The organism is Sphingobacterium tenebrionis, from assembly GCF_037126265.1.
GTDB classification, from domain to species: Bacteria; Bacteroidota; Bacteroidia; order Sphingobacteriales; family Sphingobacteriaceae; genus Sphingobacterium; species Sphingobacterium tenebrionis.
Genome location: NZ_JAYLLN010000005.1, coordinates 100,093 through 125,472, shown reverse-complemented (window position 1 = coordinate 125,472; position 25,380 = coordinate 100,093). Strand labels below are relative to the sequence as shown.

General features: G+C 40.8%; 23 protein-coding genes. 13 read left to right on the top strand and 10 right to left on the bottom strand.

Features of this window, described 5'->3' with window-relative positions; genetic code table 11:
- Positions 1-23 precede the first annotated feature (23 nt).
- The 7 genes from VJ786_RS04000 (at position 24) to VJ786_RS03970 (ending at position 6,473) form a co-directional block, all read left to right on the top strand.
- The gene (locus tag VJ786_RS04000) at positions 24-1,286 is read left to right on the top strand and encodes an HD domain-containing protein (RefSeq protein WP_437129006.1); all 1,263 of its coding nucleotides are present in this window, start codon (positions 24-26) and stop codon (positions 1,284-1,286) included.
- Positions 1,287-1,301: 15 nt separating this feature from the next.
- Complete coding sequence (gene lpxD, locus VJ786_RS03995; protein WP_336557321.1) at positions 1,302-2,339, top strand: UDP-3-O-(3-hydroxymyristoyl)glucosamine N-acyltransferase; 1,038 nt, start codon at positions 1,302-1,304, stop codon at positions 2,337-2,339.
- Between the two features lie 39 nt (positions 2,340-2,378).
- Positions 2,379-3,776 (top strand): bifunctional UDP-3-O-[3-hydroxymyristoyl] N-acetylglucosamine deacetylase/3-hydroxyacyl-ACP dehydratase, encoded by a 1,398-nt coding sequence (locus VJ786_RS03990; RefSeq protein WP_336557320.1) that lies wholly within the window; start codon positions 2,379-2,381, stop codon positions 3,774-3,776.
- A gap of 8 nt (positions 3,777-3,784) precedes the next feature.
- The gene (gene lpxA, locus VJ786_RS03985) at positions 3,785-4,579 is read left to right on the top strand and encodes an acyl-ACP--UDP-N-acetylglucosamine O-acyltransferase (RefSeq protein ID WP_336557319.1); all 795 of its coding nucleotides are present in this window, start codon (positions 3,785-3,787) and stop codon (positions 4,577-4,579) included.
- 19 nt (positions 4,580-4,598) lie between these two features.
- The gene (locus VJ786_RS03980) at positions 4,599-5,219 is read left to right on the top strand and encodes an ABC transporter ATP-binding protein (RefSeq protein ID WP_336557318.1); all 621 of its coding nucleotides are present in this window, start codon (positions 4,599-4,601) and stop codon (positions 5,217-5,219) included.
- Between the two features lie 49 nt (positions 5,220-5,268).
- Positions 5,269-5,829: an elongation factor P gene (gene efp / locus VJ786_RS03975; protein WP_336557317.1), complete on the top strand. Its 561-nt coding sequence runs from the start codon at positions 5,269-5,271 to the stop codon at positions 5,827-5,829.
- 71 nt (positions 5,830-5,900) lie between these two features.
- Positions 5,901-6,473: a 5-formyltetrahydrofolate cyclo-ligase gene (locus tag VJ786_RS03970; protein ID WP_336557316.1), complete on the top strand. Its 573-nt coding sequence runs from the start codon at positions 5,901-5,903 to the stop codon at positions 6,471-6,473.
- 152 nt (positions 6,474-6,625) lie between these two features.
- On the opposite strand, the gene VJ786_RS03965 is transcribed toward VJ786_RS03970, so the two are convergent.
- A complete protein-coding gene (locus VJ786_RS03965; RefSeq protein WP_336557315.1) occupies positions 6,626-7,921 on the bottom strand; it encodes an HAD-IB family phosphatase in 1,296 nt (431 codons plus the stop codon).
- A gap of 24 nt (positions 7,922-7,945) precedes the next feature.
- Positions 7,946-8,911, bottom strand: coding sequence for an SDR family NAD(P)-dependent oxidoreductase (locus tag VJ786_RS03960; protein WP_336557314.1), 966 nt, complete (start codon positions 8,909-8,911; stop codon positions 7,946-7,948).
- A 111-nt stretch (positions 8,912-9,022) separates the two neighbouring features.
- On the opposite strand from VJ786_RS03960, the gene VJ786_RS03955 reads away from it, so the two are divergent.
- Positions 9,023-10,210, top strand: coding sequence for a formimidoylglutamase (locus VJ786_RS03955; protein ID WP_099366528.1), 1,188 nt, complete (start codon positions 9,023-9,025; stop codon positions 10,208-10,210).
- A gap of 27 nt (positions 10,211-10,237) precedes the next feature.
- Positions 10,238-11,557 (top strand): DNA recombination protein RmuC, encoded by a 1,320-nt coding sequence (locus tag VJ786_RS03950; protein WP_336557313.1) that lies wholly within the window; start codon positions 10,238-10,240, stop codon positions 11,555-11,557.
- A gap of 127 nt (positions 11,558-11,684) precedes the next feature.
- On the opposite strand, the gene ggt is transcribed toward VJ786_RS03950, so the two are convergent.
- Positions 11,685-13,379, bottom strand: coding sequence for a gamma-glutamyltransferase (ggt, locus tag VJ786_RS03945; RefSeq protein WP_336557312.1), 1,695 nt, complete (start codon positions 13,377-13,379; stop codon positions 11,685-11,687).
- A gap of 66 nt (positions 13,380-13,445) precedes the next feature.
- Here ggt and VJ786_RS03940 point away from each other — a divergent pair, with 66 nt between their 5' ends.
- A complete protein-coding gene (locus VJ786_RS03940; protein ID WP_336557311.1) occupies positions 13,446-14,204 on the top strand; it encodes an endonuclease/exonuclease/phosphatase family protein in 759 nt (252 codons plus the stop codon).
- A gap of 297 nt (positions 14,205-14,501) precedes the next feature.
- Here the strand turns inward: VJ786_RS03940 and VJ786_RS03935 are convergent, their stop codons facing one another.
- The 3 genes from VJ786_RS03935 to VJ786_RS03925 all read right to left on the bottom strand — a co-directional run bounded on the left by VJ786_RS03935 (position 14,502) and on the right by VJ786_RS03925 (position 17,969).
- Entirely contained in the window at positions 14,502-14,834 is a 333-nt protein-coding gene (locus VJ786_RS03935) for a nucleotide pyrophosphohydrolase (RefSeq protein WP_336557310.1), read from the bottom strand.
- A 103-nt stretch (positions 14,835-14,937) separates the two neighbouring features.
- Positions 14,938-15,396 (bottom strand): D-aminoacyl-tRNA deacylase, encoded by a 459-nt coding sequence (dtd, locus tag VJ786_RS03930; protein WP_336557309.1) that lies wholly within the window; start codon positions 15,394-15,396, stop codon positions 14,938-14,940.
- A gap of 110 nt (positions 15,397-15,506) precedes the next feature.
- The gene (locus VJ786_RS03925; protein WP_336557308.1) at positions 15,507-17,969 is read right to left on the bottom strand and encodes a TonB-dependent receptor; all 2,463 of its coding nucleotides are present in this window, start codon (positions 17,967-17,969) and stop codon (positions 15,507-15,509) included.
- A 345-nt stretch (positions 17,970-18,314) separates the two neighbouring features.
- Between VJ786_RS03925 and VJ786_RS03920 the strand changes: the two genes are divergently transcribed.
- Genes VJ786_RS03920 through VJ786_RS03910 form a run of 3 tightly spaced genes read left to right on the top strand, consistent with a single transcriptional unit; the run spans position 18,315 to position 21,280 of the window.
- Positions 18,315-19,478 (top strand): amidohydrolase family protein, encoded by a 1,164-nt coding sequence (locus tag VJ786_RS03920; RefSeq protein WP_336557307.1) that lies wholly within the window; start codon positions 18,315-18,317, stop codon positions 19,476-19,478.
- 34 nt (positions 19,479-19,512) lie between these two features.
- Positions 19,513-19,794: an acylphosphatase gene (locus VJ786_RS03915; protein WP_336557306.1), complete on the top strand. Its 282-nt coding sequence runs from the start codon at positions 19,513-19,515 to the stop codon at positions 19,792-19,794.
- A gap of 1 nt (position 19,795) precedes the next feature.
- Positions 19,796-21,280: a lipopolysaccharide biosynthesis protein gene (locus tag VJ786_RS03910; protein WP_336557305.1), complete on the top strand. Its 1,485-nt coding sequence runs from the start codon at positions 19,796-19,798 to the stop codon at positions 21,278-21,280.
- A gap of 202 nt (positions 21,281-21,482) precedes the next feature.
- On the opposite strand, the gene dusB is transcribed toward VJ786_RS03910, so the two are convergent.
- Genes dusB through VJ786_RS03890 form a run of 4 tightly spaced genes read right to left on the bottom strand, consistent with a single transcriptional unit; the run spans position 21,483 to position 25,305 of the window.
- The gene (gene dusB, locus VJ786_RS03905; RefSeq protein WP_336557304.1) at positions 21,483-22,481 is read right to left on the bottom strand and encodes a tRNA dihydrouridine synthase DusB; all 999 of its coding nucleotides are present in this window, start codon (positions 22,479-22,481) and stop codon (positions 21,483-21,485) included.
- A 37-nt stretch (positions 22,482-22,518) separates the two neighbouring features.
- A complete protein-coding gene (gene trpC / locus VJ786_RS03900; protein WP_336557303.1) occupies positions 22,519-23,301 on the bottom strand; it encodes an indole-3-glycerol phosphate synthase TrpC in 783 nt (260 codons plus the stop codon).
- 31 nt (positions 23,302-23,332) lie between these two features.
- Positions 23,333-23,902, bottom strand: a complete 570-nt coding sequence (locus VJ786_RS03895) for an anthranilate synthase component II (RefSeq protein WP_336557302.1) — start codon at positions 23,900-23,902, stop codon at positions 23,333-23,335.
- The gene (locus tag VJ786_RS03890; protein ID WP_336557301.1) at positions 23,902-25,305 is read right to left on the bottom strand and encodes an anthranilate synthase component I family protein; all 1,404 of its coding nucleotides are present in this window, start codon (positions 25,303-25,305) and stop codon (positions 23,902-23,904) included. The genes VJ786_RS03895 and VJ786_RS03890 overlap by 1 nt, the downstream gene beginning before the upstream one ends.
- Positions 25,306-25,380 lie beyond the last annotated feature (75 nt).

Genomic DNA, 25,380 nt, shown 5'->3' with positions numbered 1-25,380 from the left:
ATACTTAATCACTTTAAAGCAGATTGAACAAGAAAAAAATAATAAATGATCCAGTTTACGGTTTTGTGACAATACCGTCGGGATTCATTTACGACCTAATCCAGCACCCTTTTATTCAGCGATTACGCTATATAAAGCAAGTCTCGATGACTCATTTAGTTTATCCTGGCGCATTGCATACCCGATTTCAACATGTAATCGGCGCCATGCACCTGATGGGATTGGCGATCGAAACCTTGCGGGGAAAGGATGTTCAGATCTCTGAAGAGGAAGAAGAAGCTGTATTGGCCGCTATTTTACTGCATGATGTTGGCCATGGCCCATTCTCTCATTCCTTAGAACATACTTTAGTGGAAGGGGTATCGCATGAATTGATCTCCTCCTTATTGATGGATAAGTTGAATATCGAGTTTACAGGACGTTTGGATCTGGCCATTACCATCTTCAAGGACCAATACCATCGCCGGTTTCTGCACCAATTGGTCTCTAGTCAATTGGATACGGATCGGATGGATTATCTGAACCGGGATAGTTTTTTTACTGGTGTATCGGAGGGTGTCATCTCCTTTGATCGGATCATCAAAATGCTGAATGTCAAGGATGATGAATTGGTGGTTGAAGTGAAGGGAATCTATTCCGTAGAGAAATTTTTGATTGCCAGGAGGTTGATGTATTGGCAGGTTTATCTGCATAAGACTGTCATTGCAGCAGAACAGATGCTGATAAAAGCTTTGGCTAGAGCTAAAGAGTTAAGTAACAGGGGCGAGAAGCTTTTTGCAAGCCCTGCATTGGAACATTTTTTATTGAATCGCATCAACAAGGAAACTTTTCTGTTGGATGAGTCGCATTTAACATGGTTCACTCGTTTAGACGATACTGACATCATGTCTGCCATAAAATCTTGGGCCGATCATCCTGATTTGATTTTGAGTAAGTTGTGTGGTAAAATTATTCGTAGGGAACTATTCAGAACGGAGATGAGCAATGAACCTTTTTCTGAATCCTATTTGGAAGAATTGAGAGAGCGGGTAGCAGAGAGATTTGGTCTTTCTGCTCAAGAAGTTGGTTATTTTGTGTATGATCAGGTAGTGGGGAATAGTGCCTATGATTCATCGACCGGTAAGATATGTGTGTTGGATAAGCATGGAGAGCTAAAGGATATTGCGGAAGCCTCTGATCTGTCCAATATTGAAGCACTGACAAAACGGGTAAATAAATATGCCGTAACTTATCCAAAAGAAATCGGATATATAACACAGCACCAACATACAATTATTAACATATAACTTTAGTATTTTTTAATGCAATTTACCGCAGAACAAATAGCAAATTTACTCCAAGGTACTGTAGAAGGTAACTCAGATGTGGTTGTTGACCAGCTATCCAAGATAGAAGAGTCAGGTCCCGCAAGTTTGACCTTTCTATCAAACCCCAAGTACGAGCAATATATCTACCAGATCGAAGCAGGGATCATCGTAGTGAACGAGGATTTAATTCTTCAGAAACCAGTAAAATCAACATTAATCCGTGTCAAAAATGCCTATTCGGCTTTTACCGAATTATTAAAATTATACGATCAACTGTTGAATGACCGCTCGGGGATTGAAGATCATGTGATCATTCATGAAACCGCAAAGATTGGTCAGGATCATTATATTGGTGCTTTCAGCTATATCGGTAAGCAAGTGAAAATTGGTGATCAGGTTAAAATCTATCCCCAGGTTTATATTGGGGATAATGTAGAGATTGCGGATAGCACGGTGATTTATCCTGGTGTAAAAATATATAGGGATTGTAAGATTGGCAAACAGGTCATTATTCATGCAGGGGCAATTATTGGTAGCGATGGCTTCGGATTTGCACCTCAGGAAGATGGTTCTTATGCCAAGATCCCGCAGATTGGAAATGTGATCGTGGAAGATGCGGTGGAGATCGGTTCCAATACAGTGATTGATCGGGCAACCTTAGGATCCACGATTATCCGTAAAGGGGTTAAACTGGACAACCTGATTCAGATTGCCCATAATGTAGAAATTGGAGAAAATACGGTTATTGCTGCACAAACAGGGATTTCGGGAAGCACAAAAATTGCTGAACAAGTGGTTCTTGGCGGACAGGTAGGGGTTGTAGGGCATATCAGCATTGCGAAAGGCACCCAGGTACAGGCGCAATCCGGAGTGAACAAATCCTTGAAAGAAGAGAATAAGAAATGGGGTGGTAGTCCTGCCTTTCCTTACAATAATGAGCTGAGATCGCAGGTATTGTATGCAAAGCTTCCGGAAATGGAAAAGCGCATTGCAGAGCTTGAAAGGCAATTAAAAGACAAAAATAATAGCTAACTTTACCCGATATTTTTTGCAATAACACGAATGTTAGATATGAATGTAAAACAAAGAACCATTAAATCTGATGTAAAATTTTCAGGAGTTGGCCTTCATACTGGTAAGCAGGTGAACGTCACGTTGAGACCCGCTCCAGAGAACCATTGGTACAAATTCAAACGCATAGATTTAGATGGTCAACCGATCGTTAGTGTAGATGCTGACAATGTTAGCAACACCGCAAGAGGTACTACCATAACCCAAAATGGCGCTTCTGTAAGTACTATTGAACATTTGATGGCTGCTTTGGTCGGTTTACAATTAGATAACGTCTTGATCGAGATAGATGCTCCTGAGGTTCCTATTCTAGATGGTAGCTCTGCTATTTTTATAGATGGCATCCAAGAAGTAGGTTTCGTGGATCAAGATGCAGATCGTGATTTCTTTGAGGTAACAGATAACATTCATTATTCGGATGCAGATAATAAAGTGGAAATCGTGGCTATGCCGGTTGATGGGTACCGCATCACCTGTATGATCGATTTTAATTCGCCTGTATTGGGAAGCCAACATGCTTCAATTACCAATATTGATGAATTCAGCAAGGAAATTGCAAGTTCCCGAACATTCTGCTTTTTACATGAGCTGGAGGCTTTGGTAAGTCAGAACCTGATTAAAGGTGGCGATCTATCAAATGCCATTGTTATTGTGGATAAGGAAGTGGATGATAATGAATTGGATAAGTTGCAAGGCTTATTCCACAAACGGGTGGAAGTAGCGCAAGAGGGTATTTTGAACAACATTTCTCTTCGCCATCAGAATGAACCTGCAAGACATAAATTATTGGACATGATCGGCGATTTGGCCCTAGTAGGAAAACCTATTAAAGGCCATATCATGGCTGCCCGTCCGGGGCATGCGGCAAATGTGGCATTTGCAAAACGCATCAAGGCACAGATCAAACGCGAAAAAAATAAAAAAGGAGCAAAAGTATATGACCTAAATGCTCCTCCAGTATACGACACTGTTCAGATCATGAACATATTGCCGCATCGTCAACCATTTTTGATGATTGACAAGATTTTGGAATTGTCGGAAACACATGTGGTAGGGCTTAAGAATGTGACCATGAATGAAGATCTTTTCATGGGCCACTTTCCAGGAGCACCATTATTTCCGGGCGTATTGCAAATTGAGGCAATGGCACAAACAGGTGGAATTCTTGTCTTAAATACTGTTCCTGACCCAGAGAACTGGTTGACCCTATTCTTGAAGATTGAAAACGCAAGGTTCAAAAATCAAGTTGTACCAGGTGATACCGTGATTTTCAGTTGTGAACTGTTGGAACCTATCCGTCGTGGAATTGCACGCATGAAAGGCGTAGGCATGGTGGGAGATAAAGTAGTGAGTGAGGCGGAGTTGATGGCTCAGATAGTCAAGGTCAAGGAAAATTAATAGAACGAATGATACAACCCTTATCATATATACATCCTGAGGCAAAAATAGCACAGAATGTTGTTGTAGAGCCCTTTACTACGATCCATAAGGATGTAGAAATTGGGGAAGGAACCTGGATTGGTTCCAATGTGACCATTATGAATGGTGCCAGGATTGGCAAGAACTGTCGGATCTTTCCTGGAGCAGTCATTTCAGGAGAACCTCAGGATCTGAAGTTCGAAGGTGAGGTCACTACTACGGAAATTGGAGATAATACGACCATCAGGGAATGTGTGACCATCAACCGTGGTACTAAGGACCGTTATAAAACGGTGATCGGTAAAAACTGCCTAATCCAAGCCTATAGCCATATTGCGCATGATTGCTTTATCGGAGATAATTGTATCTTTTCAAATTCAAGTACCTTGGCCGGACACATTACGGTAGGAGACTACGTGGTATTGGCGGGTATGGTGGCGGTTCATCAATTCTGTAAGATTGGATCCCATGCATTTGTTACCGGTGGTACTTTGGTTAGAAAGGATGTTCCTCCTTATATCAAGGCGGCACGTGAGCCGATTTCCTATGCAGGGATTAACTCCGTAGGATTGCGAAGGAGAGGTTTCAGTAATGAACAGATCAATGAGATCCAAAATATTTATCGCGTGTTGTTTGTTCAACATAGTAACCTAGGTAAAGCATTGGACATCGTTGAAGCGGAATTTGAAGCTACAGAATTAAGGGATGAGATTTTAGGTTTCGTTCGGGCTTCTAACCGAGGCGTAGTGAAAGGCTTTGGCCAAGGTAGAGCAAGTATGTAATAGTTAATACATTGGATATTTGAAGATAATTTTACAAGATATTGGAAGAAGGTATAATAGAGAATGGATATTTCGCCATCTCGATTATACCTTTTCTTTTGGGAACAGCTATGCCATCCTAGGTCCTAATGGATCTGGGAAATCTACTTTATTGAAAGTTCTTACAGGCTCCTTGACGCCAAGTGAAGGTACGATTCAATACGAGTGGAACAATAAGGCTGTTGAAATAGAACAGGCCTATCAACATATCAGTGTAGCTGCACCCTATGTAGAATTGATAGAGGAGTTTAGCTTGAACGAATTGATCGATTTTCATTTTAAATTCAAAGCTTTCCGAGCGGGTTATTCCAAAGAATTGATCAAATCCAAACTGCAATTTGCGGATACGGTCTTCCAAAAGGAAATCCGACACTTTTCATCAGGAATGAAGCAACGGGTTAAACTTGTTTTGGCCTGTTGTTCGGACAGTAAAATACTTTTTCTGGATGAACCCACCAGTAATCTGGATAAATCGGGTGAACAATGGTATTTGGATCTGGTGGAAGACACCAAATCCGATAGGATTGTAATAATTGGGTCAAACCAAGAACATGAATATGGTTTTTGTACTGAATTTGTGGAAATTCTGAATTACAAATAGTCTTATAATCATTGTTTTTATTATTTTTGCAGGGAATAAGAAATAAAATATGTCAAAAGCTTCAGAGGTAAAAAGTGGAAATATTCTTCGCTTCAATGGTGAGTTAGTTGCCGTAGAAGAATATATTCACCGTACTCCAGGTAACTTACGTGCCTTCTACCAAGCTAGAATGCGTAATGTGAAGACTGGGAAATTAGTAGAATATAGATTTAGAACAGACGAAGAGGTTGAAATTGCTCGTGTAGAAACGAACGATTACAACTATTTATATGATGATGGCGAATTTTTCGTGGTTATGGACAACACAACCTACGAACAATTCAATATTCCAAAACAGTTGTTTGGTGATTCCGCTCGTTTCTTGAAAGAGGGTATGAATGTGATTGTAGCTTTCGAGAGCGAAGAGCCGATCATGGGCCAGATTCCAGCAAGTGTGGAGTTAGAGATTACTTACACAGAGCCAGCTGTTAAAGGCGATACATCTACGAATGCATTGAAGAATGCAACAGTAGAGACCGGTGTTGAAATTAAAGTTCCATTGTTCATCAATCAAGGTGACAAGGTACGTGTAGATACGCGTTCTGGTGATTACATCGAACGTGTAAAATAAAGACTTAGGTTTAGGTTGATTATTCGGTCTTGTTAGCCCCCAAAGCTTCAAGGCCGTTTTCATTTAGGACCATGAATAAAGCAGATCTTCGGAAGACATATAAAAAGAAAAGGAATGAACTGAGTTTAGAAGAAGTTTTTTCCTTGGATGCTCAGCTTTTTGAACAGCTTACCCAGTATGATTGGTCCGGAATCAACTATTTACATTGCTATCTTTCCATTGAGAAGTTCAAGGAATACCATACCCTGCCTTTTATCGAATGGATCTGGGCTAACCATCCTGAAATAACCATAGTGGTTTCTAAATCCGATTTTGTGAGCAATGAGCTAAGGCATTTTACCTTCTATCGAGATACGCCGTTGGAATTGAATGCTTATGGTATCCCTGAGCCCGTAATATCCGAAGAAATCGCGCCTTTTAAAATGGATGCGGTCCTTACGCCATTATTGGTCGTAGATAAAAACGGAAATCGTGTGGGTTATGGAAAAGGTTTCTATGATCGGTTCTTTGCCTCCTGTAAGCCAGAGGTTAAAAAGCTTGGGATTTCCTATTTTGAACCTGTCGAAAAGGTAAGTGATGTGAACGAATGGGATGTTCCCATGGATGTAGTTTTTACCCCTTTGGATACTTATTACCTAAAGTAACCGTTATAATAGGGAGCGGCCTGTAAAGTATTTAAAGAAAGTGATGTCTAAAAAGCATAGAGAATCTATTTTCGTTATTTACTCCTTAACCTTTTCAGAAGCTCGATTTTCATAAGCTTTTTAGACAGAACCTTTCTTACTAGCTATTCCTTTTATTTATATAGAATCCTGAATTTGATGGTGTTATCAATCTGCTTTAATTGTTTCAGCATCTTTTTATCATATTCAGCATCGATATCGGTAACCGCATAGCCTATTTCCCCTCTTGTCATCAGAAATTGAGAAAAGATATTGATGTTGTTTTCCGCATACACATTATTAATCTGTGCCATGATGCCAGGTACATTTTTATGGATGTGCAACAAGCGATGTGCCCTGGTTAGGTTGGGAAGGATCAAATTCGGAAAATTACGACTCTGGTCTGTATCGCCATTATTGATGAAATCAGCCATTCGGCGCGGAATGAATTCCGCATTACGTTTCTTATTCTTTTTATCATCAAATACCACGATACCTTTTTCGTTGCAGATCGCTTTGGAAATATGCCCTTTTACATCACCTAAAAAGCCAATTGTTTTTAGCTTATCTGCCCTGGACAGTACATCGTCGGCTATTTTCATATCCTTGCCCAGTAAAAGCATCCCAACATCCTTCACGTATTTTTCTTCTAAGGTATCCTTTATGCGGATAGAAAATCCATCCCTTTTTAGGATATGGGCAGCAATTTCAGGAACATCACCCACGATAAGGCATAGGATGCGGTTTTTAGGATAGGAAATTGCCCTTGGTAGATCATTAACATAGAGGAATTCATCGAAACTTGGGGTGATATGATCCGCCCTATCTGTCACCGATTGACGCGCAATGTTTTCCGTGAAAGCGAAAAATTTCTCGATCAATCCCGATTCTTTTAATTGAAAATCAGAATAGCCATCACCAATGCCAAAAATGCGGCCATCTATGTTCAACTGTTGCAGTAGTTTTACCTTTCCACCTTCATCTGATAATGGATTGTTCTCATCATAACCAATGATGTTGCCATCCTCATCGAATTTAAAGGTGTTTGCATAGATGTTTTCCTTGCGGATATGGTATTGGCTCACCACAGGTGTTATGAACTCTTTAAAGCCGCCCGAAACGATCCATGCGGTATCAGCATTTTCCTTGAAGAACTCTTTGTTACGGCTGAACGATTTGGATACTTTCTTTTTTAAATGAGTGATGAGTTTGTCCAAATGGCTACGATTTGCTTGGAGTAATTTTACCCGACCTGCAAGACTCTCCCTAAAAGAGATCTTACCATCCATGGCCAAATTGGTAAAGCGTTCAATTTCTTGATAGATTTTCTCCTGGTCGGGATGGTCCTCGAGTGAGATTCGTGCTAATTCGTCCAAAGCTTCGACCTGTGTAAATGTGGAGTCGAAGTCGATGATGTAATAATTTTTCACTGTATATGGGTTGTTTAGATTGTTTTAAGCATAATATGCCTGGCAAACTTCATCCACGATCTGATCGACGGATTTGAAGTTGACGCCCAAGGTGTTAATGATCTTTGTATTATCATACGCTAATTTCTTGGTGGCCGCACGCGCCGTTTCTCGTGTCAATACCGGCTTTTTGCCCTGTAGCAATGCCAGCGCTTTTGAAACACGCCATGCAACGGAAAGTAATGTCGGGGTAGCTTTGATGGTCGGAGCAGGTTTATTCATCCTGCTGCTGATTTTCTCTAACAATTCCCGATTACTGATGTTCTCCGCGTTGAGTATGAAGCGTTGACCAGAAATTTCGCTATTCATTAACTTCATCATAATTTTCGCAACGTCTTGTACATCCACTACACCAATAGATCCCAAAGGATAGATCTTATTCCCTTTCTTTACAAGCTCAAAAATACTTTTGGACGCATTTTTATCAGTCCCAACACCCATGATCACCGAAGGATTGACAATGACGGCATCTAAGCCCTCCGCAATTCCTCGCCAAACTTCCATTTCACTTTCATATTTAGCAAGCGAATATTTGGACAGGTTAGGGGAAAACTCCCATTTGTCGTTCTCTTTTACTGGGTGCCCCTGTTTATTGGTCCCTAATGCAGCAATCGAACTGACATGAACCAATCGGATTTCGTGATGCAGACAAAGGTTGACGATGTGTTTGGTGCCTTCAATGTTCGTTTGGAACATTTTAGAGGCATCCGATTTGTGGTAGGAGATCACTGCAGCACAATGATAAACTTGGTTTACTTGGGAAACCAATTCTTCTAATGCATAATAATCCGTGATATCGGCATCCACCCATTGGATCAAGGAGGAAGATTTAAGCTGTTCAGGAATGTTGGAGGATTCACGTTTGGTAGCAATAATGCTTTGCCCATCATCAATGAGCCTTTGCAATAAAGTTGAACCTAAAAATCCTGTGCCTCCAGTTACTAAAATCACTTCCTAACTTATTGTTGAAAAATTATGTTAACCAAAAGTAAGCTAATAAATGCATATTTGCTAAATACAATAGGATATTCCCTAGAAAAAATCAGTATTTATAAGATCAATATGTCATTAGCAGATTTTTTATCACCCATTAAGCCAGAAAGCATTGGCGATCCAAGCCAATATTATAATTCACAATTTGGACATACCATCACAAAATATCTCGACAGTTTTCCTGATTTAGAAGAAGAGGAAAGCCGCCCACACATCGCTCTGATCGGTGTGGAAGAGGGCAGAGGTTCGGTAAACAACAATGGAACCCAAAAGGCTGCTGATGCGGTGAGAAAGCATTTCTACGAGCTCTATCAAGGTGATTATAAGATTAAGATTGCTGATCTTGGGAATGTGAAGGCAGGCTCGACCATCAAGGATACCTATGTGGCTGTGAGGTTGTTGTTGGAAGAACTGATGAAAATGGATATCCTACCTATCCTTATCGGTGGAGGGCAAGACTTGACCTATGCGCAGTATACGGCATATGAAAATTTAGAGCAACGTGTTGATGTGGGGATCATAGATTCCAAATTCGATCTGGATCAGGATAATCCGGACAATATGCCATTGAATTCCAATACCTATTTGAACCATATTATTCTGCATCAGCCGGATTACCTGTTCAATCTGAGCAATATAGCCTATCAGACTTATTTGGTGAGCAAGGAGTCCATCAATATGTATGATAAATTGTTTTTCAATGCGATCCGTTTGGGTTCATTTTCAGGGAAATTGGATCAGGCAGAGCCCATTATCCGAGCAGCGGATATGATCAGTTTTGATATCGGAGCTATCCGTGCTTCCGAAGCTGGGGGGAATGCCAATGCTGGTCCTAATGGACTGTATGGGGATGAGGCTTGCCAATTGGCGAGGTATGCTGGGATGTCTGATAAATGTACTTCTTTCGGGATCTATGAGTATAATCCAACCTTCGATCCTATGGGGCAGACAGCCATGCTGATTGCACAGATGATCTGGTGTTTCGTAGATGGGTATTATAGCCGCAAGAAAGATGCGCCAATGTATCCAAAATCAAACTATATCATCTATCGCACGACCTTGGAGGCTGATGACTATGAATTGGTGTTTGTGAAGAGCAAGAAGTCGGATCGTTGGTGGATGCAGGTGCCTTATTTTGGTTCAAAATCAGTTAATGAACGGTTTTACCTGGTGCCTTGTAGGTATGAGGATTACCAGATGGCGGTTTCAGGGGAAATGCCTGATCTTTGGTGGAAAACCCATCAGAAGCTGCAATAATAAATCATAAGTTTAATTTATTCTTTCATGGAAATTCTTTATCCAATTGTCCTGATCATATTGGTGGTGATTTGTATTTGGCTTTTTGTCCGGAATTCAAAATCCATATCTTTTGAACAGCATGAAGATCTGAAAAAACAATTTCAGGAAATGCAGATTGCTCATGCCAAGTCAGGCGAGCGGGAGCTGTTGTTGAAGCAGGATTGGGAACGGGTTAATATTTCTTGGAAGGAGGAAATGGATGCGCGTCAAAGTGTTGAGCGTACGTTGGAAGCCACTAATGCTTATTTGCAGGCCCAACAGGATAAATTTGTGGAACAAAAGGAGGAGCTGGAAGCTATAAAATCCCAATTCAATAAAGAATTTCAGTTATTGGCAAACAGCATATTGGAAGAAAAGACCCAACGATTCACGCAACATAACCAAGAGCAGATGAATTTGTTGCTGAATCCGTTAAAGGAAAAGATAAAATCATTTGAGGAGCAGGTTGCCAAGAGCTATCAACAAGAATCTGCGGAGAGGCATGTGCTGAAAGGGGTTGTGGAGCAATTGATGCAGCAAAGTGTGCAGATTCGTGAGGAAGCCAACAATTTGGCCAAGGCATTGAAGGGGGATAATAAAAAGCAGGGCAATTGGGGGGAGATCATTTTAGAACGAGTTCTGGAACGTTCAGGTTTGATCAAGGATCAGGAGTATAAATTGCAGGCCTCTTTGCAGGAAATAGGGGGGAAGAGGTTACAACCTGATGCGATCATTTTCCTACCGGATGAGAAACATTTGGTAGTAGATGCTAAATTATCCATGGTGGCCTACGAGCGCGCGGTAAATGCAGATACGGAGGAGGATAGGATTATTGCTTTAAAACAGCATGTGTCATCCTTGGAAATCCATATCCGTGAATTGTCGGCTAAGGATTACCATAGTCTTTATGGAATTCATTCTCCGGACTTTGTGCTGATGTTTGTGCCGATAGAATCGTCGTTGAGCATGGCTGTGAATCAAAAACCCGAGCTTTTTTCAGATGCTTGGGATAGGAGGGTGGTTATTGTCAGTCCTTCTACGTTATTGGCTACGCTGAGAACGATCGCCAGTGTTTGGAAACAGGAAAGACAGAATAAAAATGTGCTGGAAATAGCGAAGGAGGCGGGATTGTTATATGATAAGTTTGTGGGTTTTTTGGATGATATGGAACAGATCCAAGGATATCTTCAAAAGGCCTCCAATAAGCATGAAGATGCCATGAAGAAATTGGCTGAAGGACCTGGAAATGTGGTTAGGAAGATTGAACAGCTAAAAAACCTTGGCGCTAAGACTAATAAGCAGATTGGCGGAAAGTATTTGGAGTGATTTCAATCTGGCATTGCGAGGCTTCACGTCATTGCGGCGCGTCACGTCATTGCGAGGAACGAAGCAATCTTACGACTAGTGTAAAGATTGCTTCGTCGTGCCTCCTAGCAATGACGCTTATAGAAACCTAATACCCTGCCGCTTTATCATCTCCACGTGGATCAGCACCTGTCTGTTTCTTGCCATTCGGTAAAATAACAATGTTCTCCACCCTTCCGATAGCACCCCTTTTATTTAGCTTATACCCATCCTTTGTCAAGCTAACCCTTGTTAATGAATCAATCGCTTTTGCTTCCACATCAATAACATCAGGTCTCCATTGATGATGAAATCTTGCTGCACTTACAGATTCCTGCGCCGTCATATCAAATTCCAGCACATTTAAAATAGTCTGAAAAACAGAGGTTATAATTGTCGATCCCCCAGGCGTACCAACAACCATCTTCAATTTTCCATTTTCCTCAATAATAGTTGGGGTCATGGCGCTTAACATCCTTTTTCCAGGCTCAATGGCGTTCGCTTTTCCTCCCAATAACCCATACATATTTGGCGATCCAGGTTTAACAGAAAAATCATCCATTTCATTGTTCAGCAGAAAACCTGCACCTGCCACCCATACGCAAGATCCATAGGAACCATTAATGGTGGTGGTTAAGGAAACTGCATTTCCGTCCTTGTCCACAATGCTATAATGCGTGGTTTCTTCGGATTCATATCCCGGAAATTTAGCCGCTTTGATCAAATCACTAGGAGTAGCTTTTGAAAGACTTACTTTCGCCATGCGATCTTGATTGAATTTTGCATCGTTCAAGAATTCTACCGGTACTTTATAAAAATCAGGATCTCCCAAATGAGTTGCCCTATCCGCATAAACTCTTCGTTCCGCTTCCACCATAGCGCGCACCGTACTATCGTGTTGAAAACCCCATTTTGACAGAGGATATTTCTCCACAGATTGCAGCAAGGCCATTAATGCCACACCACCAGAAGATGGCGGCGGCATGGATATCACCTTGTAGTTTTTATAAGTCCCTACAATTGGATTACGCCAAATCGCTTGGTAATCGGCTAAATCTTGATGTGTGATGATGCCATTCCCACTCTTCATTTCCTCCACGATCAGATCTGCTGTTTTACCCTTATAAAACCCATCGCGTGCTTGTGCCGCAATTCGTTTTAATGTTTCCGCTAAATCTTGCTGTACAAAAAGATCGCCCGCTTTCCAAGTTTGCTCTTTGATGATGGCAGCGCCTTTTGGATTCAAACGGGTAAATCGTTCTTTATATCTATTGAATTCTCCTGCCTGTTGTTCCGTGATCTTGAAGCCCTTTTCGGCAAGTTCTATCGCTGGCTGAATCAATTCTTGCCACTTCAATGAACCATATTTTTTAAACGCTTCATCCATTCCTGCTACCGAACCCGGTACACCAGAAGCTAGTTGCCCATATAAGCTCAAATCGGTTATTGGATTGCCTTCTTTGTCGAGGTACATGTCTCGGGATGCCGAAGCTGGTGCTTTTTCCCGGAAATCCAAGGAAGCAACCGACCCATCTTTTCCACGATAGACCATAAAACCTCCTCCACCTAAATTCCCTGCATTGGGGTAGACCACTGCTAAGGCAAACTTTACTGCAATGGCCGCATCCACAGCATTTCCTCCTTTTCTTAAAATATCCACCCCTACCTGTGAAGCTATTGGGTTAGCAGTCACCACAGCCGCATTTGCGAATTCATTGACTTCAGAACCTGTTTGTTGATTGACAGAACATGATCCTAGAAATAAAAATAAACAAAGGATATAGAGTAAATTCGGTTTTTTCATGAGGATAAAGATAATAAATTGGAATTATTAGGGGAATATAATTAACTTCATTCAAAAAATTATTTTATGCGCTATTTCATTCTTTTTTTATCGTTATGTTTCTCGATGGTATTGCAAGCCCAAACAGTTAGAATTCTAACCTATAATATCCATCATGCGAATCCACCTTCCAAACCCAATGTTATCGATATGGAAGCCATTGCTAAAGTAATCAATGAAGCAAAAACCGATGTTGTAGGGATTCAAGAAGTGGATATCAACGTTTCCAGATCAGAGATGATCAATCAGGCGGAGAAGTTGGCTGAAATGACGGGAATGGAATACTTTTTTTCTAAGGGTATCAATTTGGAAAAAGGATATTACGGAGTTTTGATTTTATCTAAACATAAGATTATTGGAAAAAGAAGGTACGATCTTCCAATGCCCGTAGCAAGTGAAAACCGATCATTAGCGATTGTAGATGTACAGCTTCCTGATGGTAAGACTATTTCTTTGGCCAATACCCATTTGGATTTAAAAGAGGAAAACAGAATTGCGCAAGCAACATTCATCAATGAATTAGGCGAACTGTACAGTAAACCATTGATTTTGGTAGGAGATCTGAATGCGAGACCCGATTCCAAACCTATTAAGATCTTGGAAGAATATTTTGTGCGCAATACCAGCACGAATAAACCTACTATTCCAGTGGTGAATCCTAAAAGTGAAATTGATTATATCATGGTCTTAAAGAACCGTGAATTTGAGTGGAAGAGCTATACCACCATCAATGAAACATATGCTTCTGACCACTTACCATTGGTAGCTGAAATCACTTTCAAATAGCTTAATCTTTATAAAAAAAGGCATCTTCTAAACCTATATATTCCATTTTCTGTACCCAGTATCCATGTTGTGTATTCAAAATATGTTTGAATTAGGGTTAAAATCGTGGTTTAAGTAGAGTTAAAGCGGGTTTAAAGTATAGAGGAAGTATGTAAAGCATAAATTTTACATACTTTTAGTATACTTTCAGTATGGTTTATCTTCGAAGCTAACCTAAGATTAAATTTTAATGACGGGGTTCTTTTTTAAGAGACCTTTTTAGACAGCCCCTTTTCATGAGGAATAAATGCAATGGAGCTATCCTCCTTTTAGCTTTTCATTGTTTTTATGCCTTTCGCTATCACGAAGGGTCTTCTTTTGGAGGTTTTTTTCCAAAGCTTCTGTCAAATTAATTCCGGTCTGATTTGCCAAACAGATCAAGACAAACATCACATCTGCCATCTCATCGGCTAAATTGACTTCCTCATCTGATTTCTTAAAGGATTGCTCTCCATATTTTCTGGCCATTATCCTAGCTACTTCCCCAACTTCTTCCATCAGAATAGCAGTGTTGGTTAATTCATTGAAATAACGGATGCCATTGGTTTTGATCCATTGATCTACTGTTTTTTGAGCTTCTTCTATGGTCATAAAAATCAATTAGAAATTTGTATATCAAAATTAGAAACTAGTATATCAAAATTAGATATTTGGTTGAAAAGAAGATTGCGATTCAAATTGGAGATCTCAGGCCTTAAAAATTGTCCTTATCCTTCGTATTCATGATAATAGTTACTGGACCATCATTACAAAGGTCTATTTTCATATCCCCTCCAAACACGCCCATCTGCACCTCTTTCCCTAAAAGCTGACTCAACAATTTTCCCATCTCCTCATACATCGGTTTTGCCATATCAGGTTTCCCAGCACGAATAAACGAAGGTCTATTCCCTTTTTTGGTCTGTGCAAATAGCGTAAATTGAGAAATCAATAATATATTCCCCTGCACATCCTGAACAGACTTATTCATCAAACCATTCTCATCCGAAAATATTCTTAGATTAACCAATTTCTGTCCCAACCATTGGATGTCCTCTTGGCTATCCTCTTCTTCCACACCCAACAAAACCAAAAGACCCAGATCAATTTGGCTTGTTATAATATTATCTACTGTGCAGTACGCTTGCGTTACACGTTGAATTACACACCTCATATTAGTATTTAGTATAAAGTATTTAGTATTTAGACCTATGGTCTGCTATTAGTCTACCAATTCCATGGTTTGTAAATATAGGTCTAAATACTAAATACTCAAAACAAGAGCTAAATACTCAATCCAAGTCCGATCATAAAATTCGTACCAGCTTGAGGGTAGTAGAAGTTATAGTAATCTCTGCTGTTGGTGTCCTGGAAATATTGACCCCAAGTATAGCCTGTAGTAGTGTATTTGGCGTTCAGGATATTGAATACAGTGGCATTCAGGTCTATTCTCTTGATGCCAAATGCAGAGAATGTATAAGTTCCTTGGATGTTGTTGACAAAGGATGCTTTGATACTTCGTTCCAATGCGCTACTGTTATCCAAGTAGATTCTTGAGATGTATTTGCTTAAAAGGCTGAAGGAAAGACTTTCTGTTGGCTTGTATGTGAAATTATTGGATAACACCGCCGAAGGTGATTTAGCGATATTGGTACCTTTATAAAAAATCTCCTTCTCACCCACATAACCCCAATTGGTATTATTATCATAAACACTTAAGATTTCTGTGAAGTTTTTGATCTTATTCTGGCTTAATGCTGCAGTAGCCGACCAATTAAACTGCTCTGTGATGTTCCATCCTGCATCCAATTCCACGCCGATTCGATAACTTTCATCCACATTTTGACGAATAGCCTCGCCAACATCATTGATTCTACCAGTTGGAATCAATTGATCTTTGTACAGCATCGCATATACATTCACTCCCAAATTGAAATCACTAGCGCGATGCCGATAGCCAGCTTCCACATTTTGCATTTTTTCAGGCTTCGGGAACATATTGAGCGGATTTTCCACATAATCCTTACGAACTGGCTCTTTGCTGGCATAAGCATAGGAAGCATAGATATTTGCATTTTCGTTCAGTAGATAGGTGATCCCTGCTTTCGGATTGAAGAAGTTGAGATTGTCCCTGAAATTTAGATTCTTGATCTTGTTGTCATCCCCTTCAGCCTTATAGAATATGTTTCTATATTGAAGATCGATGTTGAAGATCCAATCATCCTGTTTGATATCCGCTTTTGCGTAGATGTTGAAGTCGTTCTTATGTGCTTCATTATAATAATAGCGATGGTATGGCTGAATGCCCGCATTGAATTTACTCCACAAAACCTCTCCAAAATGTCCGCCAATATATTGGTTATAAGCACCTCCTAATGTCAGATTGATGTTTTCGTTCCATTTATGCTGCAAAGCATAGGTAAAACCATAGAAGTGATTATCCAACCACCGCTGCCGGATAATATCCGATTTTTTCTTGATTTCTCCATTGATATTAACAGCTGGAAGGCCATAACTTTCAAACTTGTCGTCTATTCGATATTCTTCATAATATCCAGCCCCTCGTGTATAATGCAAACCTGCATTTAAACTTGTTTTATCATTCATGCGGAAGCTGTACTGCAGATGGCTATGCGTCTGCACATAGTTGTCCGTCTGGTTATCATAGGTGTAAATGTTGTATCTTTCATCTGCTGCCTTAATACGAGCAATTTCAATCGGGTCATAGATTTCCATGGCTGCGATATAATCGTCCATTCTATCCTTATTTCCCGTGAACAAAGGCTCCGGCAATCCGTACCAGGCTTGGTAGGTCTTTTCTTTTCCGGAAAAAACTGTTGCTTTTAGGGTATGCCGATCGGTATAGATGCCTCCATCTACATAAAAGGATTTTAGATTAGATGATGCTCTTTCCACATAACCATCTGAACTGATGCGGGATAATCGTGCATTGAAGGCGTATTTGCCATTGATTAAACCAGAACCTAATTTCAAAGTGTTCTTCCAAGAATTGAAAGAACCAAAGCTATTGTTCAGTTCCGCATATGGCGTAGTCTCTAATCCATCCGTTTGAATATTCAACGAGGCACCAAATGCACCAGCACCATTGGTGGAAGTTCCTATACCACGCTGAACCTGTATACTCTGTGTGCTGGAAGCAAAGTCAGGTAGATTCACGAAAAAGGAACCCATACTTTCCGAGTTGTTCAATGGAATGCCATTGAGGGTCACATTGATACGTTCATTATCGGATCCCCGAATGGTCATATTCGTATATCCGATTCCAGCCCCTGCGTCAGATCCGATGACCACACCCGGTGTCTGATCCAATAAATAGGGGATATCCTGGCCCAGATTCTTCCTCCGAATTTCTTCCTTACCAATGTTTTTAAAGGTAGTAGCCGCGTTATCCTTGGCTCTTGTCGCGGAGATATAGATCTCCTCCGTTTGATAGGCCGTTGGCTTCATGGTTAAGTGTAAGGAATTGCTGTTCTGTGGGTTAACACTTCCAATGATCTGTTCAAAACCTAAGTAGCTTACTTTAAGAGCATAAGCTTTGTTACTGAGGTCCTGAAATACGGCAATCCCATCTTTGTTGGTTTTTTGGGATTTTTCATCAAGGCTAACTGTGGCGAAAGCCAAAGGTTTGTTCTGCTCGTCGGTCACTTTAATCGAGAGCATTGTTTGGGCAAGACAGTTAATAGCAAGTAGGCAGGTAAAAGCCAAAGCCATCAATTTGTTAAGCATAATACGTAATTTGTTATTTGAGTTAAACATCCCGTTGCAAGGGGTCACAACAGGTTAAATTTAACCTCCCTTTCCCTACGCTGGCATTATCCAGATCAGGTGAGTGCAATATCATTTGCACAGGGTATAATCTCAGCCTTTATTCGTGTCATGAAAACAAGGCACCCCTAATTGATGCTGCAAAGCTAATCTTTATCTCGATAAAATCAAAATGACGATAGCTTTGTAACAAATTCATAAATATTTTTTTATTAGTTAAACTATATATTATTTTTTGTAATTTGGCTGACCTGCTGATGAGGCAGGATTACGCTAACTTAACAAAACATAGAACTATTAAATTGTATGAAGTATTACAGTGCTGATGTTGTATTTCCTATTGCTGGTCAGGCAATAAAAAAAGGTGTCGTAGCCATGGACGACGAGGGAATAATCAAAGGTGTATTTAATCCGGGCGAAATTGATGATAGCAAAGTCGAGCATCATAAGGGAGCCCTAATCCCTGGATTTATCAATGCACATTGCCATTTAGAACTTTCTCATATGTTGAATGTGGTGCCAAAAGGTACCGGTTTACCTAACTTCTTAACGACAGTAATGGGCGAACGCCAACATGCGGAAGATGCCATTCATCAAGCAATGGTTGAGGCGGATAAGGAAATGTATGAAAATGGTATTCAGGCCGTTGGTGACCACGTGAATACTGCCGCTACAGCGAAGGTAAAAGAGGAAAGCCCTATTACCTACCATACATTTGTTGAGATCATGGCCATGCGAAAAGAGGATGTGGAGGAAAGAATAGACCAAGCGAAAGAGATCGAATTCCATTTCGACTATAAACATTCTTCCATTACACCTCATGCACCCTACTCAGGGTCAAAATCCCTGTTCAAAACCTTTAAAAAAGCCGTATCTGAAGATAACATCATTTCTATACATAACCAGGAAAGTGATGAAGAGAATAAGCTTTTCAGATATAAAACGGGGGAGTTTTTGGACTTCTATAAACGCATGAATTTCGAAGTGGAGGATTTCAAAGCGCAAGCTAGAAATTCCCTGCAATCCTTCCTGCCTTATATTCCTACAAAAAACAAGTTGATCTTGGTCCATAATACCTATACTTCTAGCAAAGATTTGGATTTTGTGGACCGTATGGGCAGACAGGTGTATTTTTGTTTCTGTCCGAAAGCCAATCTTTATATCGAGAACAGGATCCCGAAAATCGATAATTTCTTATTAGGAGATTATGATATCATTTTGGGAACAGATAGTTTGGCATCCAACGATACATTGGATATTTTGGAAGAATTAAAGGTAATACATAAAGAATTTCCTGATTTAGATTTTAACGAAACCATTAAATGGGCAACCATTAATGGGGCAAAGGCATTGAATTTGGCTGATCAAATGGGAAGTTTGGAAGAGGGAAAACAACCTGGTCTATTGTTGCTTGAAGGAATGGACACTTTCAAATTGACACCTAAAGTTAAGGTTAGAAGATTAAGGTAGTTTTATTTTCTAATTCTTCTTCTACCTTTGTAACATGAAACACTGGAATATTCAGGTTCATGGCAAGGTACAGGGAGTGAATTTTCGTGCCAGTACCAAGGCTGTTGCAGACCTACTTGGGGTAAAAGGATATGTGATCAATCAGCCGGATGGTTCGGTTTTGATCGAAGCAGAAGGTGATGCATTTGCATTAGAGTCCTTCATGGAATTCTGCCAGGAGGGTCCGGAGCTTGCGGAGGTAACTGCCGTTCAGCACACCGAAGAGGATACCTTGAAAGGATATCGGAATTTTGAGGTCATCAAGAAAATAAAATAGGGTGTCAGTTGTAAAGAAATTTGTCAGCGATACGATGATATATGGTCTTTCGACCATTATATCCCGGATGTTGGGTTTTGTCATCACTCCCTTCCTTACACGAAGCTTTGGAGCTTCCGTATACGGGATATTTACCCAGATGTTTTCCTACGCTTCCATGTTGAATGCGATCTTGGCATTCGGGATGGAAACCACCTTTTTCAGATATTTACAAAAAGTAGAGGGTGACAAAAGAAAGGTATTTGATACCAGCTTCTTTGTCACCCTTTTTATGGCTATTATTTTCCTTATAACAGCCTTTGTATTTGCCGAACCTTTGGCTAGATGGGCAGGAAATGGAAAAGACCTCAGTGATTTCACTGCCTATGTGAAGCTTATTGCACTTATTGTATCGGTAGATGCTATTGCTGTAATCCCTTTCGCAAAATTACGGGCCGACGGTAGACCAATTCGCTATGGCCTAGTAAAACTGATCAATATATTGGTTTACATCGGTTTTATCTTTCTTTTTCTGTATGGTATTCCTTGGCTACAGGATTACTCTGAATCATTTAAGAGCTGGTCTCTTACCTGGTACAGGGAAGGCTGGTTGGGGAATGTTTTTGTGGCAAACTTGATTGCCTCTGCAGCTACATTGCTTCTTCTGATTCCTCAAGTGATGAGTTTTAGAATGCATGTGGATGCTGCACTTTTAAGGAATATGCTGACCTATAGTTTCCCGATCTTGATTGCAAATATATCTTTCATCATCAATGAGAATTTGGATAAGATGATGATGCCACATTTATTGCCAGAAGGAAAGGGTGATTTAGATGTAGGGATTTATGGTGCTGTGGCAAAACTTGCCTTATTTTTGAATCTATTTGTAACAGCATTTAGGCTTGGGGCGGAGCCATTCTTCTTTTCCTATGCTAAAAATGAGAATGCGAGGAAGACCTATGCGATGATCATGGAGTATTTCGTGATTGCGATGTTGTTGGTGATGGTGGGGTTAAGTGCAAATTTAGAATGGTTGAAGGAATTTATTAGAGGAACTGAGGAAAAACAGGCGGAGTTCTGGTCTGGATTGTTTATTGTTCCGCTATTGTTATTCAATTATGTCTTGTTGGGGATTTATATGAATCTTTCGGTATGGTATAAGTTGTCGGATCAGACAAGATATGGTCTTTATATTTCGGGTTTAGGAGCTATTGCGACCATAGGGATGAATTTGTTGTTGATACCTAAATATTCGTATGTGGGTGCTGCGGTGTCTACTACGATAACTTATTTGTTGATGGTGAGTTTGTCTTATTTCTGGGGGCAAAGAAATTATGCGATTCCGTATAAGGTGGGGAAGATCTGTGTTTATTTAGTTATTGGCGCAGGATTGGCTTGGCTTGTTTATGAACTGAATATTTGGTTGGGGAATTTGGTGTTTATTGGTTTTGTTGGGGCAGTGGCTTATTTGGAAAAAGATACGATAAGAAGGGTTTTGAGGAGGTAAGAAACGTCATTGTAAGTTTCATCGTCATTGCGACACGCCGTCATTGTGACACGCCGTCATCGCGAGGTAAGAAGCAATCAGGTTCGCGTCATAGCGAGGTACGAAGCAATCTTCCGATTTAAATAAAGATTGCTTCGTCGTACCTCCTCGCAATGACGTGGCGAGAATAAACTCCTCGCAATGACGATTAAGCGCAAAAAACCTAACCTGAAAACTCTTCCGCGAAATTATGCCTAATCTCCTCCAGGACTTCCATAATATCCTTCACATCCCTCAACTCCACCAACTTCATCCTATACTCCTTAAAATTTGGAATCCCCTTGAAATAATTAGCATAATGCCTTCTCATTTCAAATATTCCGGTTTTATCGCCCTTCCATTCTATAGATTTGGTCAAGTGTGTCAAACACACATCCACCCTTTCTGAAACAGTAGGTCCATCCAACCTTTCTCCCGTATTGAAAAAATGTTTTACTTCCCTAAAAATCCAAGGATATCCAATAGACGCTCTACCAATCATAATCCCATCTACCTCAAACTCCTGACGCCAGGCAGCCGCTTTTTCCACCGAATCGATATCTCCATTTCCGAAAATCGGAATATGGATCCTCGGATTTCTTTTCACATCCCTTATCATCGACCAATCTGCCTGACCTTTATACATCTGCGCACGTGTTCTACCATGTATCGCCAATGCCTTGATGCCTATATCCTGCAGCCGTTCAGCCACCTCATACACATTTTTCGTATTATCATCCCAGCCCAATCGCGTTTTCACGGTCACCGGTAAATGGGTAGCTTCCACCACCGCTTTGGTCATGGCAACCATCTTATCGATATCCTGCAAAAGACTGGCTCCCGCTCCTCGACATGCCACATTCTTGACCGGACATCCATAGTTGATATCAATCAGATCTGGATTTGCTTGCGTACAGATCTCCGCCGATTGGCGCATGTGCTCGATATCAGATCCAAAGATCTGTATACCAATAGGTCGCTCGTATTCAAAAATATCCAGCTTCTGACGTGATTTAGCCGCGTCACGGATCAACCCCTCCGAAGAGATGAATTCCGTGTACATCATATCGACCCCATTTTGCTTGCACACAAAACGGAAAGGAGGATCACTCACATCTTCCATAGGTGCTAGCAATAATGGAAACTCCCCTAAATCTATATTTTCGCCAATTTTTACCGACATGCTTTTAAAAAATTTTTACAAAGGTAAGTAAATCTACCTACAATTGTCCTGCAAATTCTTTGATCGCCCCTGCAGGGTCCTTCGTCTTCATGAAGTTCTCCCCGATCAGGAAGCCTTGAAAACCAACCTTTTTCAATTCCTGAATGGTCGCAGGATCCGAGATTCCGCTTTCCGAAACCTTGATGAAATCAGCCGGCATCTTATTCACCAAACTGTAAGAATGATCTAAGGAAACCTCAAAGTCCTTCAGGTTTCGGTTGTTCACCCCGATGGCATCGATGCTCGGGAAAATGCTTCGGTTCAATTCCTCTTCGTTATGTACTTCCAATAACACATTCAATCCAAGGGATTTTGCATACTTCGATAATTCCCGGACTTCCAGTGTTCCCAGACATGCTGCGATCAACAGGATGATATCAGCTCCGTAGGCTTTTGCTTCCGCTATCTGATATTTATCTACTATAAACTCCTTGCGTAACAAAGGAATCTGAAGCACTTCTCGTGCTTCGGTAAGATCGGTTAAGGAACCTTGGAAAAAATCCTGGTCGGTCAATACCGAAATTGCCGAAGCGCCCGCTTCCTGGTATCCCTTTACCACCTCCTGCACAGAAGCAGAACCATTGATGATTCCTTTGGAAGGTGATGCACGTTTGTATTCAGCAATAATGCCGTTCTTCAACGGGTCAAGGATACTTTCACGAAGGCTATAACAAGACCTTCCAAACAATGGATATTTTTCTAGCTCCTCCAAGGAAACCTTTTCCTTTACCAGCGCTACTTCTTCCCGTTTTCTTTTAACGATTTTATCTAGGATAGTCATTTTTTCTATATCAATATAAGATGCCAACATATTATTTCAACCAATTTTCTATAAGGATTTTACCATTATCAGTCAGGATGGATTCTGGGTGGAATTGCATCCCACGCACATCATATTCCCTATGTGCAAGCGCCATGATGGTGCCCTGCGGATCTAAAGCGGTAATTTTTAGGCTTTCAGGCAGATCATCTGGAGATACCGCCCAAGAATGGTATCGCCCTATTTTGGAATCCTTTGGAAAACCCTGGAACAAGGTTTCATCCTCGTCGATCACCTCAATATTTGTAGCTACCCCATGTAAAGGTTTAGGCATGTTGAAAAGGCTTCCGCCAAATACTTCCGCAATTGCTTGCTGGCCAAGACAGATGCCAAGGATGCTTTTTGTCGGCGCATAGGTCCGGATCACATCCATTAGCAGTCCTGCTTCTTCAGGGATGCCTGGGCCCGGTGATAAAAGGATCTTATCAAACTGTTCTACATATTCCAGGTCGAATTTATCGTTGCGAACCACCTCGTATTGCTGGTTCAGTTCCTGTAGCAAATGGACCAGATTATAGGTAAATGAATCGTAATTGTCGATTACTAAGATGGGCTTATTCATTATATGCTTACTGCTAATTCTAATGCTCTGCGAAGAGCGGATATTTTGTTATTTACTTCCTGTAATTCTTTTTCTGGATCGGAATCCAATACGATTCCTGCCCCGGCCTGATAATGAAGCACGTTCTGTTTGCTCAAAAAAGATCGGATCATGATGGCATGGTTGAAATCTCCATTGAATCCCATGAATCCAATCGCCCCGGAATAAAAGGACCTTTGCATTCCTTCATACCGATCGATCAGAGTCAATGCCATGTGTTTTGGTGCTCCCGACAGGGTGCCTGCCGGAAAAGTATCTCCGACCACATCGAATGGATTTGCGGAAGGGTTCAGTTTGCCGCTAACCTTAGAGACCAAATGGATCACATGCGAATAGTATTGGGCTTCCTTATACGATTTTACCTGTACATTACGGCAATGACGACTCAAATCATTCCGTGCCAAATCTACTAACATGACATGTTCGGCACTTTCTTTAGGGTCATTTTTGAGTTCCTCGGCAATCTGTTCGTCCTTTTCCATGTTCCCGGTACGCTTGAAGGTACCTGCGATGGGGTATATGGTGGCCACATCGGCCTTGATGGTCAATTGTGCTTCTGGGGATGATCCGAATAATTTAAAATCACCATAATCGAAATAGAAGAGGTAGGGCGATGGGTTGATGGAGCGTAAAGCACGGTACACATTGAATTCATCACCTGCAAATGGAGTAGCAAAACCTCGGGATGGTACGATCTGAAAAACATCACCCCTTTGGATATGTTCTTTCATTTTCAGAACCAGGTCCTTGAATTCCTGATCGGTCATATTGGATGTTTCTTCTCCCTTGGTTTGGAAACTATATTCAGGGAAATTCTTGTTCTGGATCAGGTACTGCATTTTGTCCAATTCACTTGTTTCATTTTCAAGTAAGTTTTCAAATATATGCAGTTGATTGCGGAAATGGTCTATGGCGATAACGTATTTATACACATGGTATTGAAGAACAGGAATCTGTTTGGCTGGAGATGGGTTTGTGGTCAGTTTTATATCTTCAAAGAATTCCACCGCATCAAAGGTAAAATAACCAAAGAGCCCCGTGGTGATCACATTGACTTCCGGCAGAACATCGGCATGGAATGCTTTTCGGAAGTTGGAAACTTCTTCGCGAAGATTAAGACCAGCGGCACTTTTAATCTCCTTGGCCTGATTAGGGTAGGAGATGCTGAGTTCGCCTTTGTCCAGGACAATGCCCGCAATGGGTTGGCAGCAGATGTAACTGATGTTGTTATCCCTGCTGTGGTATTCCGAGCTTTCCAGCAGCAGGCTGTTCGGGAAGCTGTCGCGAAGCCTTAAGTAGATGCTCACTGCAGTGGTCGTATCTGCAAGGATCTGCTTGTGGTTCGTTTTGAAGTTGTAGTTCATATATGTGTTTTATTAATATCTAAAATAAAAAAAGCCCGACGATAATTCGTCGGGCTACCATTCTGTGGTTTTGGT

Coding starts and splice junctions, on each gene's coding strand:
- lpxD (WP_336557321.1), top strand. CDS start 1,302: ATGCAATTTACCGCAGAACAAATAGCAAATTTACTCCAAGGTACTGTA.
- VJ786_RS03990 (WP_336557320.1), top strand. CDS start 2,379: ATGAATGTAAAACAAAGAACCATTAAATCTGATGTAAAATTTTCAGGA.
- lpxA (WP_336557319.1), top strand. CDS start 3,785: ATGATACAACCCTTATCATATATACATCCTGAGGCAAAAATAGCACAG.
- efp (WP_336557317.1), top strand. CDS start 5,269: ATGTCAAAAGCTTCAGAGGTAAAAAGTGGAAATATTCTTCGCTTCAAT.
- VJ786_RS03970 (WP_336557316.1), top strand. CDS start 5,901: ATGAATAAAGCAGATCTTCGGAAGACATATAAAAAGAAAAGGAATGAA.
- VJ786_RS03955 (WP_099366528.1), top strand. CDS start 9,023: ATGTCATTAGCAGATTTTTTATCACCCATTAAGCCAGAAAGCATTGGC.
- VJ786_RS03950 (WP_336557313.1), top strand. CDS start 10,238: ATGGAAATTCTTTATCCAATTGTCCTGATCATATTGGTGGTGATTTGT.
- ggt (WP_336557312.1), bottom strand. CDS start 13,379: ATGAAAAAACCGAATTTACTCTATATCCTTTGTTTATTTTTATTTCTA.
- VJ786_RS03940 (WP_336557311.1), top strand. CDS start 13,446: ATGCGCTATTTCATTCTTTTTTTATCGTTATGTTTCTCGATGGTATTG.
- VJ786_RS03935 (WP_336557310.1), bottom strand. CDS start 14,834: ATGACCATAGAAGAAGCTCAAAAAACAGTAGATCAATGGATCAAAACC.
- dtd (WP_336557309.1), bottom strand. CDS start 15,396: ATGAGGTGTGTAATTCAACGTGTAACGCAAGCGTACTGCACAGTAGAT.
- VJ786_RS03925 (WP_336557308.1), bottom strand. CDS start 17,969: ATGCTTAACAAATTGATGGCTTTGGCTTTTACCTGCCTACTTGCTATT.
- VJ786_RS03920 (WP_336557307.1), top strand. CDS start 18,315: ATGAAGTATTACAGTGCTGATGTTGTATTTCCTATTGCTGGTCAGGCA.
- VJ786_RS03915 (WP_336557306.1), top strand. CDS start 19,513: ATGAAACACTGGAATATTCAGGTTCATGGCAAGGTACAGGGAGTGAAT.
- dusB (WP_336557304.1), bottom strand. CDS start 22,481: ATGTCGGTAAAAATTGGCGAAAATATAGATTTAGGGGAGTTTCCATTA.
- trpC (WP_336557303.1), bottom strand. CDS start 23,301: ATGACTATCCTAGATAAAATCGTTAAAAGAAAACGGGAAGAAGTAGCG.
- VJ786_RS03895 (WP_336557302.1), bottom strand. CDS start 23,902: ATGAATAAGCCCATCTTAGTAATCGACAATTACGATTCATTTACCTAT.
- VJ786_RS03890 (WP_336557301.1), bottom strand. CDS start 25,305: ATGAACTACAACTTCAAAACGAACCACAAGCAGATCCTTGCAGATACG.